This is a genomic window from Labrys wisconsinensis (assembly GCF_030814995.1).
In the GTDB taxonomy this organism is placed as follows: domain Bacteria; phylum Pseudomonadota; class Alphaproteobacteria; order Rhizobiales; family Labraceae; genus Labrys; species Labrys wisconsinensis.
Genome location: NZ_JAUSVX010000005.1, coordinates 163,581 through 177,717 on the forward strand (window position 1 = coordinate 163,581; position 14,137 = coordinate 177,717).

The 14,137-nt window shown below is 66.3% G+C and carries 16 protein-coding genes; all 16 read left to right on the forward strand.

What is annotated here, in order from left to right:
* Nucleotides 1–68: 68 nt before the first annotated feature.
* The 16 genes from QO011_RS15445 to trbJ all read left to right on the forward strand — a co-directional run bounded on the left by QO011_RS15445 (nt 69) and on the right by trbJ (nt 14,134).
* Nucleotides 69–350: a helix-turn-helix transcriptional regulator gene (locus tag QO011_RS15445; protein ID WP_307273563.1), complete on the forward strand. Its 282-nt coding sequence runs from the start codon at nt 69–71 to the stop codon at nt 348–350.
* Nucleotides 351–367: 17 nt separating this feature from the next.
* Nucleotides 368–1,528 (forward strand): replication initiator protein A, encoded by a 1,161-nt coding sequence (locus QO011_RS15450; protein ID WP_307273566.1) that lies wholly within the window; start codon nt 368–370, stop codon nt 1,526–1,528.
* Nucleotides 1,525–2,178 (forward strand): ParA family partition ATPase, encoded by a 654-nt coding sequence (parA, locus tag QO011_RS15455; RefSeq protein ID WP_307273571.1) that lies wholly within the window; start codon nt 1,525–1,527, stop codon nt 2,176–2,178. Before QO011_RS15450 ends, parA begins: the two co-directional genes overlap by 4 nt.
* Nucleotides 2,175–2,426, forward strand: coding sequence for a ribbon-helix-helix protein (locus tag QO011_RS15460; RefSeq protein ID WP_307273574.1), 252 nt, complete (start codon nt 2,175–2,177; stop codon nt 2,424–2,426). Before parA ends, QO011_RS15460 begins: the two co-directional genes overlap by 4 nt.
* Entirely contained in the window at nt 2,423–2,944 is a 522-nt protein-coding gene (locus tag QO011_RS15465; RefSeq protein ID WP_307273577.1) for a DUF2840 domain-containing protein, read from the forward strand. Before QO011_RS15460 ends, QO011_RS15465 begins: the two co-directional genes overlap by 4 nt.
* Nucleotides 2,941–3,486, forward strand: a complete 546-nt coding sequence (locus QO011_RS15470; protein ID WP_370881960.1) for a S26 family signal peptidase — start codon at nt 2,941–2,943, stop codon at nt 3,484–3,486. Before QO011_RS15465 ends, QO011_RS15470 begins: the two co-directional genes overlap by 4 nt.
* A 68-nt stretch (nt 3,487–3,554) precedes the next feature.
* Nucleotides 3,555–3,890, forward strand: a complete 336-nt coding sequence (locus QO011_RS15475; protein WP_307273579.1) for a DUF736 domain-containing protein — start codon at nt 3,555–3,557, stop codon at nt 3,888–3,890.
* A 69-nt stretch (nt 3,891–3,959) separates the two neighbouring features.
* Nucleotides 3,960–4,673, forward strand: coding sequence for a lytic transglycosylase domain-containing protein (locus QO011_RS15480; RefSeq protein ID WP_370881961.1), 714 nt, complete (start codon nt 3,960–3,962; stop codon nt 4,671–4,673).
* Nucleotides 4,674–4,916: 243 nt separating this feature from the next.
* Nucleotides 4,917–6,653, forward strand: a complete 1,737-nt coding sequence (locus QO011_RS15485; protein ID WP_307273581.1) for a relaxase/mobilization nuclease domain-containing protein — start codon at nt 4,917–4,919, stop codon at nt 6,651–6,653.
* Between the two features lie 24 nt (nt 6,654–6,677).
* Entirely contained in the window at nt 6,678–8,669 is a 1,992-nt protein-coding gene (locus QO011_RS15490; protein ID WP_307273584.1) for a conjugal transfer protein TraG, read from the forward strand.
* A gap of 4 nt (nt 8,670–8,673) precedes the next feature.
* Entirely contained in the window at nt 8,674–9,123 is a 450-nt protein-coding gene (locus QO011_RS15495) for a CopG family transcriptional regulator (RefSeq protein WP_307273587.1), read from the forward strand.
* 167 nt (nt 9,124–9,290) lie between these two features.
* Nucleotides 9,291–10,274, forward strand: coding sequence for a P-type conjugative transfer ATPase TrbB (gene trbB, locus QO011_RS15500; protein WP_307273589.1), 984 nt, complete (start codon nt 9,291–9,293; stop codon nt 10,272–10,274).
* Entirely contained in the window at nt 10,271–10,603 is a 333-nt protein-coding gene (locus QO011_RS15505; RefSeq protein ID WP_307273591.1) for a TrbC/VirB2 family type IV secretion system protein, read from the forward strand. The genes trbB and QO011_RS15505 overlap by 4 nt, the downstream gene beginning before the upstream one ends.
* Nucleotides 10,603–10,884, forward strand: coding sequence for a VirB3 family type IV secretion system protein (locus tag QO011_RS15510; RefSeq protein WP_307273594.1), 282 nt, complete (start codon nt 10,603–10,605; stop codon nt 10,882–10,884). Before QO011_RS15505 ends, QO011_RS15510 begins: the two co-directional genes overlap by 1 nt.
* A 14-nt stretch (nt 10,885–10,898) precedes the next feature.
* A complete protein-coding gene (gene trbE / locus QO011_RS15515; RefSeq protein WP_307273596.1) occupies nt 10,899–13,358 on the forward strand; it encodes a conjugal transfer protein TrbE in 2,460 nt (819 codons plus the stop codon).
* Entirely contained in the window at nt 13,355–14,134 is a 780-nt protein-coding gene (gene trbJ / locus QO011_RS15520) for a P-type conjugative transfer protein TrbJ (RefSeq protein ID WP_307273597.1), read from the forward strand. Before trbE ends, trbJ begins: the two co-directional genes overlap by 4 nt.
* Nucleotides 14,135–14,137 lie beyond the last annotated feature (3 nt).

Consider the following 14,137-nt stretch of genomic DNA (forward strand, 5'->3'; position numbering starts at 1 on the left):
CCGCCACCGTGGTCTCTGTCAGCCGCTGATTGCCAGCGGCCCCCAGCAAACCCACGGAGGCACGCTCCATGCGACCCGATACCGCCGCGCTCCCGCCACGCTACCTGCGGACCAAGGAAGCCGCTGAATTCCTCAGCCTTTCCGCGCGCACGCTGGAGAAACACCGCACCTACGGCACTGGCCCAGCCTACCGCAAACTGGGTGGCCGCGTCGTCTACTCTGTCGGCGATCTCGAATCCTGGGCCGCGCGCGGCGCCGTCACCTCGACCTCCGATCCGCGCGGCTCCGTCCTTCCGGCAAAGCGCCATACTTCACCGACCGGCCAAGTCGCCGGCCGACACGCACGCTGATCGCATCCGGTCCCTTCATGGCGGTGCGGCGTCGATACCCTTCGGAGCGCGGACAGCTCGATCTGTTTCGAGCGCGCCCCGGTGACTTCGCGCCACGAGACGCGCAGGATCTCATGGCCTACCCCTTTTTCTCCCTCTCCAAATCCCACCGCGTCGCCCCCATCGATTTTTCATCCGGCGACGTCACCATTCGCGTCGAAGCCGTGCCCGACCATGGCATGGCGACGATCTGGGATGCCGACATCCTGATCTGGGCCGCGAGCCAGATCGTCGAGGCGCGCGACGCCGGACTACGCACCTCGCGCCTGATGGCGGCGACGCCGTATGAGATTCTGAACTACGTCGGACGCGGCACTTCACTGCGCGACTATCAGCGGCTGAAGGCCGCGTTGGATCGCCTGCAATCGACGACCGTCGCGACGTCAATCCGTCAGCCGACCGAGGGGCGCCGACATCGGTTCTCCTGGATTAACGAATGGCAGGAGCGCACCGATCGCAATGGCCGCCCTGACGGCATCGAGCTGATCGTTCCGGACTGGTTCTACAAGGCCGTGCTGGACGACGCGCTCGTCCTCACCATCGACCCCGCTTACTTCGATCTCACCGGCGGTCTCGACCGCTGGCTCTACCGCGTCGTGCGTAAGCACGGCGGCCGCCAGCGCGATGGCTGGCGCTTCGACCTACGTCATCTCCATCTCAAATCCGGCAGCCTGTCGCCGTTCAAACGCTTCGCCTTCGAACTGCGCGACATCGTGCGGCGCCAACCGCTGCCCGGCTACGCCCTCTCACTCGAAATGGAAATCAGCGGACGCACGCTGCTCGCCTTCGAGCCTCTGGCGGCCTGTGGAAAAGCTGTGGGAACGATCGTGCTATCGGGAACCCGCACTATCGTGCCATCGGGAACCCGAGGCTCGTGCTATCGGGAACCCAAACCACGCCTAAGCTATGGAAATCACGCGCGGAATCGCGCCCTTAACTTAGAGACTAACCAAGAATCTAACTTTGAAGAGCGCGTGCGCGATGTGGACAATCTCATCCGCAACGCCGCGAACAACCTCCGCGCCACAGGCGGAATGCTGGCCTTCGGCGCTCCCTCGGCCAAAGCGGGCCGGGAGGGAAGCGAGCCGCTGGCGGCCGACCAGCTTCCGTTCGGTGGGCGGCCCGGAGGTGCGCGATGATCGTCGCGTTCCTCAATCAGAAGGGCGGCGTTGGCAAGACGACGCTTGCGCTCAACCTCGCTGGCGAGCTCGCCGCCCGCGGTAAGCGCGTCACGCTCATCGACGCGGACCCGCAGGGCTCGGCGCTCGACTGGTCGCAACAGCGCAGCCATGAGGGACTGCCCCGCCTCTTCGGCGTCGTCGGCCTGGCGCGCGACACGCTCCATCGCGAAGCGCCGGAACTGGCGAAGGATGTCGATCACGTCGTCATCGACGGACCGCCGCGCATCGCCGCGCTTATGCGCTCGGCATTGCTTGCTGCCGATCTCGTCCTGATCCCGGTGCAACCGTCGCCGCTCGACGGCTGGGCCTCGGCCGAGATGCTGGCGTTGCTGCGAGAGGCGCGCATCTACCGCCCGGAGCTGGTCGCGCGCTTTGCGCTCAATCGCTGCGGCGCGCGCACCATCCTTGCCCGCGAGACGGCCGAAACCCTCGCCGATCACGATCCACCAGTTCTCGCGACCACCATCGGCCAGCGCATCGCCTTCGCCGCAGCGGCGCAGACGGGCCTCCTCGCTGCCGAACTCGACGACGCCACATCAGCCGCACGCGAGATCGCGGCGCTTGCTGACGAACTCATCCGCCTTCGGATCGGCGGGGGCGCTCAATGACCGAGCGATCATCCCGCCGCAGCTTTGCCGCGCGACCCGCCGACCCCGATCAATGGATCAAGGCCGCCGACACCGCGCCGCGCGCGACCGACGTCACCGCGTTCACCGCTCGCCTCACCATCGACGTAACACCCGAGCTGCGGGGGCGGATCAAGATCGCCGCCTTCCGCCGGGGCGTCACTGTCGCCGACATGCTGCGCGAGCTGCTCGCGCGCGAATTCCCCCCGACCGAAGGAGACCCCTCATGACCGGCATCGCGGCTCCCCGCGTGCGCGGCGGCCCGACGCCGTCGGCGCTCTCGCACGATGACATGACGCACGTCGAACTGACGTGGATCGAGAAGAAGATCGAATACTGGATCAGGTTCGGTCGCGAGGCGCACGAACAGATCCTCGACCGCCGCCGGCGCGTCGTCTCTTTCCGCCCCAACACCGTGTTCGCTTTCGTGCGTTGGGCGGCGAACGACTTTGGTACCATTATCTCGCGCATCGACATCGTGCGCGCGGTCCAGCCGGGCGAGCGCTACCAGACGTTGCCCTTCGTGCGGCCCGGCGGCGAAATCCTGCTGAAGATCGACGGCTGGCCGAAGGTCGAAGATGTGCTCCGCCACGTCGATGCAATCGAAGCGATCGGCATCGAGGCGGACGCGGTTTCGCCGGAACACTGGCAGCACGTCCATAACCGGATGGCCGCAGGCCATCAGCCGCGCGCCTACACGCTCGACCAGCATCGCGCCTTCCTCCTGCGCCGGAGGATCGAGCTGTGATGCGCTCTGGACTCTTCCTCGTCATGGCGTTCGCGACGATAGGCGTCGGCTATCCGGCGCTCACGCCGATGCCGACCAAGCTGATGTGGAACGCGTCTGCCAGCGCACCGATCGGCTTCTACACGATCGACTTCGATGGGCCGTTCGAAGTCACCGATCTTGTCGCCGTCGACGCGCCCGAGCCGCTCGCGACCTTTCTCGCCGAGCGCGGCTACCTGCCGAAGGGCGTTCCGCTGTTGAAGCGAATTCTCGGCGTCTCCGGGCAAACCGTCTGCCGCTCGAACCTCACCATCACCGTCGATGGCGTCGAAGTCGGCGCGGCGCTCAAGCGCGATCGTATCGGGCGCCCTCTGCCAATCTGGCAAGGGTGCCGCCGCATCCCGACAGGCCAAGCCTTCCTGATGAACTGGCAGGTCAGCGACAGCATGGACGGCCGCTACTTCGGGCTCACCGACTCCGACCAGATCATCGGCCGCGCCGTCCCGCTGTGGACCGACGAGGAGGGAACCGGGCGTTTCGAATGGCGCGCGTCGACGCGGTGAGCGCGCGACCGGCGGCGTTCGCACCGTCGCTCTTCTCATCACCGCACCACGAAAGACAGGAGTATCGCATGACACAGATCGGAGAGTTCACGAAGCTGAAGTCCGGTTATTCCGGGCGCATCCGCACGCTCAGCCTCGACCTCGCCGTCGCGATCGTGACGGCCGAAGCCAGCGACACCGAGAACGCGCCGGACTACCGCGTTCACGCCGAGAGCGAGGAAGGCCCGGAGATCGGCGCCGGCTGGAAACGCTCCAGCGACAAGGCGGGCGACTTCGTCTCGATCCAGCTCGACGACCCCACGTTCGCGCAGCCGATCCGCGCCAACCTCTTCCAGAACGGCGACGACAAGACGTCCTGGTCGCTGCACTGGTCGCGTCCGCGCGACCGCGCCGAGAAGGACTGATCGATGTTTGCTCGCCGATCATCGACGAGCCAACGGAGTGCGCGCGGGCGGCATCAATCCACCCGCCGCATGGCTCTCCTTCTCCTTTGCGGCATGCTTGTCGAGACGAGCGGCATCAGCGCTGCTCTGGCGCAATCCGTCCCGGCGCCGCGCACGGTCTCCATCGATCCGCATGCAGCCTTCGTCACCGAAGCCTCGCAACGCTTCGGCGTTCCTGAAGGATGGATCATCGCCGTCAAACGCGCCGAAAGCGCCGGCGATGTGCGTGCCATTTCGTCGGCCGGCGCGATGGGCCTGATGCAGGTCATGCCCGACACCTGGGCCGGTCTTCGGCTGCGCTATGGCCTTGGCTGCGACCCCTATGATCCACGCGACAACATCCTCGCGGGCACAGCCTATCTGCGCGAGATGTACGATCGCTATGGTACGATTCCGGCGATGCTGGCGGCCTATAATGCAGGCCCCGGCCGTTATGACGAGCACCTTCAGACCGGCCGCGCTCTGCCCGCCGAAACGCGGGCCTATGTCGCGCTGATTGCTCCCCAGCTCGGCGCGACATCGCCGTCCGCCGCACCGCCCATTGCACCGCCACGGCTGCCGGATTGGCGTGAGGCGCCGCTCTTCGTCGTGCGTTCCGCCGACGCCCGTTCTGCGGTTCCACCGTCGAACCGTGAGCATTCGGACGACAGCCGATCCTCCGTCACGGCGCGTCCGCCCGATCGCACCGAAACACCGGCTGCGCCCGTTGTCGTCGCACGCTCCGACCAGGACGCGCCACGATGAGCACGGCAAGCATCCTTCGTGCTTTCTCGTATCGCTGCGCAGTATGGAGAGCGGACGGGAGGGAGGCAGCCAAAACAACCGCACGATGGCAGGATAAAAGCGCGCACATTGTGCGTCGGTTGGGCGGTTGTTTTTCTTGGATTTTCTCGCGCGCTGCGCACATTGCCACGCTGGCGCGCAATGTGCGGCTCAGCCTTAAGACGCTGCATCTTTTCGATCTTTCGCACATTGCAGGCCGGCGTCATGGCCGATGACCACGAGTTTCGCATCCGGCCTGGGCGCATCCGCTCGACCAAAGCGCAGTCCGCCAGACCGTTCATCGCGCAGGCGCTCGCCGCGGCGAAGAAGGCCGGCGGCGTGTCTCGTTCAGGCCGCGTCGTGTCGGCGAGCCGGTCCCGCTTTGGACGCGGCCAGCGCGCCAGCGTCCAGGCGAACCGTTTCATCACCGTACGCACGCGCGGCGCAGTCATCAAGGCGCGCGTCGTCCGACATTCGGCTCGCGCCGCGCCGCTGGGCACGCATCTCAATTATCTGCGCCGCGATGGTGTCACCCGGGACGGAGAGAAGGCGCGCCTGTTCGGGTCGGGAACGGAGGAAGCGGATGGGCGTGCCTTCGCGGAGCGGTGCGAGGACGATCGCCATCATTTCCGATTCATCGTCTCACCGGACGACGCCGGGGAGATGTCGGACCTCAAATCCTTCACGCGCGACCTGGTCTCGCAGATGGAGAAGGATCTCGACACCCGGCTCGACTGGGTGGCCGTCGATCACTGGAACACCGAGCATCCCCACGTCCACCTGATCGTGCGCGGCGTTCGCGAGGACGGCCAGGACCTCGTGATCTCGCGCGACTACATCAAGGAGGGGATGCGCGACCGGGCGCGCGGTCTCATCACGCAGGAGCTGGGGCCGCGCACGGACCTCGACATCCGCCGCTCCCTGGAAAGCCAGATCGAGGCGGAGCGCTGGACGCAGCTCGATCGCCAGCTCGTCCGCGACGCCGGCAAGACCGGCGTCATCGACGTCGCGCCGGAGGCCGGCCGCCAGCCGGACGCCTATAGCGTCGAGAAGGTGGGCCGCCTGCGCAAGCTCGAAAGCCTCGGCCTCGCCAGCGAAATCGGGCCCGGCCAATGGATGATCGACGACAAGGCCGAGGCGACGATGCGCGAGCTCGGCGGGCGCGGCGACATCATCAAGCGTATGCACCGTGCGCTGACGGATCGCGGCATCGAGCGCGGCTCCGCGAACTTCGTTCTGGCGGCCGAAAGCCTTGACACGCCGATCGTCGGGCGGCTCGTGGCGCGCGGCCTCGACGACGAGCTGAAGGGCACGGCCTATGCCGTGGTCGACGGCGTGGATGGCCGCAGCCATCACATCAAGCTCTCCGATCTCGACGCCGCCGGCGACAGCACGCCGGGCTCCATCGTCGAGCTGCGGAAATTCGATGACGCGCGCGGCCAGCGCCGTGTTGCGCTTGCTGTCCGTTCGGATCTCGATCTCGGCGGTCAAGTGACGGCCAGCGGCGCGACTTGGCTCGACCGTCAGGCTATCGCGCGCGAGCCCGTTGCCACGTCCGAGGCCGGGTTCGGCGCCGAAGTGCGGCAAGCGATGGAGAAGCGTGCCGAACACCTTATCGGGCAAGGTCTGGCTGAACGTCGCGGCAGCAGCGTCACCTTCACTCGCAACCTGATCGACACGCTCCGCCGCCGCGAGATTGAGGCCGCTGCCAGCAAGCTCGCGACGGAGACGGGCCAACCGTTCAAGCCGGCAGGGACCGGAGAGTATGTCGCGGGCGAATACCGGAGGCGCCTGTCGCTGGCATCGGGTCGCTTCGCCATGATCGACGACGGCCTTGGCTTCCAGCTCGTGCCGTGGTCGCCGTCACTCGAAAAGCATCTCGGACGCCATGTCTCGGGCATCGGCCGCAACGACGGCGGCGTCGACTGGAGCTTCGGCCGAAAGCGCGGGCTCGGCCTTTAACGCCAATCAAGAAAGAACCGCCGCATGTCAGCGACCAAAATCCTCTGGGGGCAAATCACGGTCGTCTTCCTAATCGTGCTCATCACCACCTGGGCCGCGACGCAGTATGTCGCCTGGAGCCTCGGCTTTCAGGCGCAACTAGGCCAGCCTTGGTTCGTCCTGTCGGGCGTGCCGATCTACTATCCGCCCACGATCTTCTGGTGGTGGTACTTCTACGACGCCTATGCGCCGGAGATCTTTGCCAAGGGCGGCATGATCTCGGCGTCGGGCGGGTTCATCGCGATCGCTGTCGCCATCGGCATGTCCGTGAGGCGCGCCCGCGAAGCGAAGAACGCCGAGACTTACGGTTCCGCGCGCTGGGCCGAAAAGGGGGAGGTGAAGTCGGCCGGACTGCTCGGCCCTGATGGCGTCGTGCTTGGACGCTATGAGCGCGACTATCTCCGCCACGACGGCCCGGAGCATGTTCTGTGCTTCGCGCCGACACGATCGGGTAAGGGCGTCGGCCTGGTCGTGCCATCGCTGCTGACCTGGCCGGGCTCAGCCATCGTTCACGACATCAAGGGCGAGAACTGGCAGATCACCGCCGGCTTTCGCGCCCGGCACGGCCGGGTGCTGCTGTTCGATCCGACCAACCCGAAATCTTCAGCCTACAATCCGCTGCTCGAGGTGCGCCGCGGCGAATGGGAAGTGAGGGACGTTCAGAATATCGCGGACATCCTGGTCGACCCCGAAGGCTCGCTCGAAAAGAGGAATCACTGGGAGAAAACCAGCCACGCGCTGCTGGTCGGCGCGATCCTCCACGTCCTCTATGCCGAGGACGACAAGACACTCGCCGGCGTCGCGGGCTTTCTCTCTGATCCGAAGCGCCCGATCGAGTCGACGCTGGCTGCGATGATGAAGACCAGCCACCTTGGCGAGGCGGGACCTCACCCCGTCATCGCGAGCGCGGCGCGCGAACTCCTCAACAAGTCGGACAACGAACGCTCCGGCGTCCTGTCGACCGCCATGTCCTTCCTTGGCCTTTACCGCGATCCGGTCGTGGCCGAAGTCACCAGGCGGTGCGACTGGCGCATCACCGATATGGTCGGCGGCGCTCGGCCGACGACGCTCTACCTCGTCGTGCCGCCCTCCGACATCGCCAGGACCAAGCCGCTCATCCGCCTCATCCTCAACCAGATCGGGCGGCGCCTCACCGAGGACCTGCAGGCGAAGGCCGGGCGTCATCGCCTGTTGCTCATGCTCGACGAGTTTCCCGCGCTCGGTCGCCTCGACTTCTTCGAGTCCGCGTTGGCCTTTATGGCGGGCTATCAATTGAAAGCGTTCCTGATCGCGCAGTCGCTGAACCAGATCGAGAAGGCATACGGCCCAAACAACTCCATCCTCGACAACTGCCATGTCCGCGTCTCCTTCGCCACCAACGACGAAAGAACGGCGAAAAGGGTCAGCGATGCGCTCGGCACCGCGACCGAGATGCGCGCGATGAAGAACTATGCCGGCCATCGGTTATCGCCCTGGCTTGGCCATCTCATGGTGTCGCGTTCGGAAACCGCGCGTCAGCTCCTGACGCCAGGCGAGATCATGCAGCTTCCGCCCACCGATGAGATCGTCATGGTTGCCGGCACGCCGCCGATCCGCGCGAAGAAGGCGCGCTATTACGAAGACGCCCGCTTCAAGGAGCGCATCCTCGCGCCGCCCGAACTGGCGCGACCCGCCGAGGGTCGGCCCGATGATTGGAGCAAGCTGCCGATCCCGACGCGTCCCGACACCGGCAACGAGGCCGCAGAGGTGTCGAGCGTGGGCGAAGATGAAGATCCAACCGAGTCCGAGCGTCGTCACCAGCCCGAGCTCAACCGGGTGAAGCCCGTCGAGAAGAAGGCGCCGATCGACAACGAGTTCGAGATCGATCTGCCTGACGAGACCGAGGATGACGCCACGCGCAATCAACGCATGACGCGCGTCATGCGGGGCGTCGCCCGCCAGGTCTCGCTCGATCCGAACGATGGCATGGAGCTGTAGCGCCGTGACGGGACGCAAGAAAAAGGCGCAGATTTCCGTGTATCTCGACCCCGAGGTCATGGCGCTGTTGTCCGACTACGCAGCGCGGCGCGAGCAATCGCTGTCGCTGATCGCCGAGGCCGCCATTGCCTCGTTTCTGTCGCCGGACGATGCCGAACGGCGCGAAGCTGTGGTCGGTAAGCGCCTCGACCAGATCGATCGCCGTCTCACGCGCATGGAGCGCGATGTCGGCATCACCGTCGAAACGATGGCCGTCTTCATTCGGTTCTGGCTGGCCACCACGCCAGCGCTTCCAGAGCCCGCAGCTCAGGCGGCGCGCGCCAAGGCGGCAGAGCGATACGAAGGCTTCATCTCGGCGCTTGGACGTCGTCTGGCGCAAGGCCCGAAACTTCGGCAGGAGATTTCGGAAGATGTCGGCGAGTCGCCCACCACCGACGTTGAGGGCGCCTCATAGAATCTACCGACGCTCGATCAAGATCAGCGCCGCGCCGCCGTTCTCCTGTATTTGCACGCTACGCTACTACTACGACCGATATTTGTTGAAGTGTCCTGATTCAGGGCTCTTTTAATCGCCCCGATCCGGGGATCATCTTTTCAGCCCCGTGAGAAAGCGGGGCAGAAGTGACCACTACCAGCCAGAAGCCGGAGGCGTTCGCGCGCGGTGCGCGCATGCTCCGCACCGCGCTCGGCGCAACCATCACACATCTGCTCGAAGACCCCTCCGTCGTCGAGGTCATGCTGAACCCGGACGGTCGCCTCTGGGTGGATCGGCTGTCCGAGGGACTCGCCGATACGGGTGAACGGCTGTCCGCGGCTGACGGAGAGCGCATCGTGCGCCTCGTCGCGCACCACGTCGGCGCCGAGGTCCATCCGCGCAGCCCTCGGGTCTCAGCCGAGCTGCCGGAGACCGGCGAGCGGTTCGAAGGCTTACTACCGCCCGTCGTCGCAGCGCCGGCCTTCGCGATCCGCAAGCCCGCCGTCGCTGTCTTCACCCTCGACGACTATGTGGTCGCCGGCATCATGTCGGCCGATCAGGCCGTGGTCCTCCGCGACGCCGTCGCCTCGCGCGCCAACATTCTGGTTGCGGGCGGCACGTCGACGGGCAAGACGACGCTGACCAACGCGCTGCTGGCCGAGGTCGCGAAGACCGAAGACCGCGTCGTCATCATCGAAGACACGCGCGAGCTCCAATGCAGCGCGCCGAACCTCGTTGCGATGCGCACCAAGGATGGCGTCGCCACGCTCTCCGAGCTGGTCCGCTCCTCGCTGCGCCTGCGCCCCGATCGCATCCCCATCGGTGAGGTCCGCGGCTCCGAAGCGCTCGATCTCCTCAAAGCCTGGGGCACCGGTCACCCTGGCGGCATCGGCACCATCCACGCCGGCACCGGCATCGGTGCACTGCGCCGTCTTGAGCAGCTCATCCAGGAAGCCGTCGTCACTGTCCCGCGCGCCCTGATCGCCGAGACGATCGATCTCGTCGCTGTCCTGTCGGGCCGCGGCGCGCAGCGCCGGCTCGCGGAACTTGCCCGCGTCGAGGGCCTCGGCCCTGACGGCGATTACCGCACCACGCCAGCGACCCCCAACCCAACAGGAGAACCATCATGATCCGCACGCTTTCGCGCGGCTGCCGCACCATGGCCAATGCGGCCGCGGCCGTTGCCCTCACCCTTATGTTCACGCAGGCCGCGCACGCCTCGGGCTCGTCCATGCCCTGGGAAGCGCCGTTGCAATCGATCCTGGAATCGATCGAAGGGCCGGTCGCCAAGATTATCGCCGTCATCATCATCATCGTCACTGGCCTGACGCTCGCGTTCGGCGACACCTCGGGCGGCTTCCGCCGGCTCATCCAGATCGTCTTCGGCCTGTCGATCGCCTTCGCCGCGTCGAGCTTCTTCATGTCGTTCTTTTCATTCGGCGGCGGGGCGCTGGTCTGATGACGGCCGTTCTCGAACAGCTTGCCGAAGTCCCGGGATTCACCGTCCCGGTTCACCGGGCGCTGACCGAGCACATCCTGCTCGGCGGTGCCCCGCGCGCGATCGCCATCATGAACGGCACGCTCGCCGGCGCCGTCGGACTCGGCCTCCGCCTCTGGCTCGTCGGCCTGGCGATCTGGGCCATCGGCCATTTCGCGGCGGTGTGGGCGGCCAAGCGCGACCCGCTCTTCGTCGAGGTCGGCCGCCGTCACCTGCGCATCCCCGCTCACCTGTCCGTCTGAGGAGGCGCGCTGCCATGATGAACCTCGCCGAATATCGCCGCACTGCCACGCGATTGGCCGATTATCTGCCCTGGGTTGCGCTCGTCGCCGAAGGCGTTGTCCTCAACAAGGACGGCTCCTTCCAGCGCACCGCGCGCTTCCGCGGTCCCGATCTCGACTCGGCAGTCGCCGCCGAGCTGGTCGCCGTCTCCGGTCGGCTCAACAATGCCTTCCGCCGTCTCGGCACCGGATGGGCGATCTTCGTCGAGGCGCAGCGCCACGAGGCGTCGACCTATCCGTCGAGCCTCTTTCCCGACGCCGCCTCCGCGCTGCTCGATGCCGAGCGCAAAGCCGATTTCGAGGAGGCCGGCGCGCATTACGTCTCCAGCTACTACCTCACCATCACCTATCTGCCGCCGGCCGAAGACGCCGCGCGCACGGAGGCTTGGCTCTATGAAGGCCGCGAGCGCGGCGGCATTGATCCGAACGAGGTGCTGAAGACTTTCGTCGATCGCACCGATCGCGTCATCGCGCTGCTCGACGGATTCATGCCCGAATGCGCCTGGCTCGATAGCGTCGAGACGCTGACCTATCTGCATTCGACCGTATCGACGAACCGGCACCGCGTCCGCGTGCCGGAAACCCCGATCTATCTCGATGCGCTGCTCGCCGATCAGCCACTGACCGGCGGCCTGGAACCGCGGCTCGGGACCGCGCATCTGCGCATTCTCACCATCGTCGGATTCCCGACCGCGACCACGCCCGGCATCCTCGACGATCTGAACCGTCTCGCCTTTCCCTATCGCTGGTCGACGCGCGCGATCCTGCTCGACAAGACCGACGCGACCAAGCTGCTCACCAAGATCCGGCGGCAATGGTTCGCCAAGCGCAAGTCGATGGCCGCGATCCTCAAGGAGGTGATGACCAACGAGGCGTCCGCGCTCGTTGACACCGACGCGTCTAACAAAGCCGTGGACGCGGACCTCGCGCTTCAGGAACTCGGCGCCGACTACGCGGGCGAAGCTTATGTCACCGCGACCATCACGGTCTGGGACACCGATCCGCGCATCGCGAGCGAGAAACTGCGACTCGTCGAGAAGGTGATTCAAGGCCGCGATTTCACGGCCATGACCGAAACCATCAATGCCGTCGATGCATGGCTGGGCTCATTGCCCGGGCACGTTTACGCCAACGTGCGCCAGCCGCCCATCTCGACGCTGAATCTCGCCCACATGATCCCGCTGTCGGCGGTGTGGGCGGGGCCGGAACGGGACGAGCACTTCGGGTCGCCCCCCTTGCTGTATGGCAAGACCGAGGGCTCGACCCCGTTCCGGTTTTCTCTTCATGTCGGCGACGTCGGCCACACGCTTGTCGTCGGACCGACCGGCGCCGGCAAGTCCGTGCTGCTCGCCGTCATGTCCTTGCAGTTCCGGCGCTACGAAGGCTCCCAGGTTTTCGCCTTCGACTTCGGCGGCTCGATCCGCGCGGCCGCACTCGCCATGGGTGGCGACTGGCACGATCTCGGCGGCGATCTCACCGAGGGCGTCGACGCCTCGGTGTCGCTCCAGCCGCTGGCGCGCATCCACGACACGCCGGAGCGCGCCTGGGCGGCGGACTGGATCGTCGCGATCCTCACCCGCGAAGGCATCCCCATCACGCCCGACGTGAAGGAGCACCTCTGGTCGGCGCTGACCTCGCTGGCGTCCGCGCCGGTCGAGGAACGCACGATCACCGGTCTTACGGTCCTGCTGCAATCGAACGACCTGAAGCAGGCGCTGCGGCCCTATTGCGTCGGCGGTCCTTATGGGCGGCTGCTCGACGCGGAAGTCGAACATCTCGGCTCCGCATCCGTCCAGGCTTTCGAGATCGAGGGGTTGGTCGGCACGGGCGCTGCGCCCGCGGTGCTCTCGTATCTCTTCCACCGCATCGGCGACCGCCTCGACGGTTCGCCGACGCTGCTCATCATTGACGAGGGCTGGCTCGCCCTCGATGACGACGCCTTCGCCAGCCAGCTCCGCGAGTGGCTGAAGACGCTGCGCAAGAAGAACGCCAGCGTCATCTTCGCCACGCAATCGCTCTCCGACATCGATAACAGCGACATCGCGCCGGCGATCATCGAGAGCTGCCCGACTCGGCTGCTTCTACCGAACGAACGCGCGATCGAGCCGCAGATCACCGCGATCTATCGGCGCTTCGGCTTGAACGACAGGCAGATCGAGATCCTCGCGCGCGCCACGCCCAAGCGCGACTATTATTGCCAGAGCCGCAGGGGCAATCGGCTCTTCGAGCTGGGCCTCTCCGAAGTCGGCCTCGCGCTCGTCGCGGCATCCTCCAAGGCCGACCAGACCGAGATCGCGCGCACCGTCGAAGAGCACGGCCGCGGCCGCTTCCTCGCAGCCTGGCTGCGTCTGCGCGGCGCGGAGTGGGCGGCCGATCTCATCCCGGACCTCAGCAACCTCATCCCCCAGCAGCCAGAAAAGGAGCCACAACCATGATTGCCCACCGTTCACGTCCGCGCGCGCTGTCGCTCGCGGCCTTCCTCCTGGCGATGCCGCTTGCCGCATCGCCGATGCTGATCGCACCGGCGCACGCGCAATTCGGCTTCGGTGGCATCGTCTACGATCCCACCAACTACGCACAAAACGTCCTGACCGCGGCGCGCTCGCTCGAGCAGATCAACAATCAGATCCGCTCGCTCCAGAACGAGGCGCAGAGCCTCATCAACCAGGCGCGCAACCTCGCGAGCCTCCCGTACAACTCGCTGCAGCAGCTCCAGCAGAATGTGCAGCGCACTCAGCAGCTCCTGCAGCAAGCGCAGAACATCGCGTTCAACGTCCAGAACGTCGATCAGATGTTCCAGCAGCGTTACGGGCGGGTGTCGCTCTCTTCGACCGACGCTCAATTGGTGTCGGACGCTCGCGCGCGCTGGCAGACGACCGTCGGCGGCTTGCAGGACGCGATGCGCGTGCAGGCCGGCGTCGTCACGAATATCGACAGCAACCGCACCGAGATGTCCTCGCTCGTCAGTCAGAGCCAGGGCGCGACCGGCGCATTGCAAGCGACGCAGGCCGGCAATCAACTCCTCGCGCTTCAGTCCCAGCAGCTCTCCGACCTGGTCGCTGTGATCTCGGCGAACGGCCGCGCCTCCGCCATCACAGAGGCCGAACGTGCGACCGCCGCCGACCAGGGCCGTGAGCAGCGTCGCCGATTCCTGACGCCGGGCTCCGGCTACCAGCCGGGCAACGCCCGGATGTTCGGCAACGGCAACTGAGGA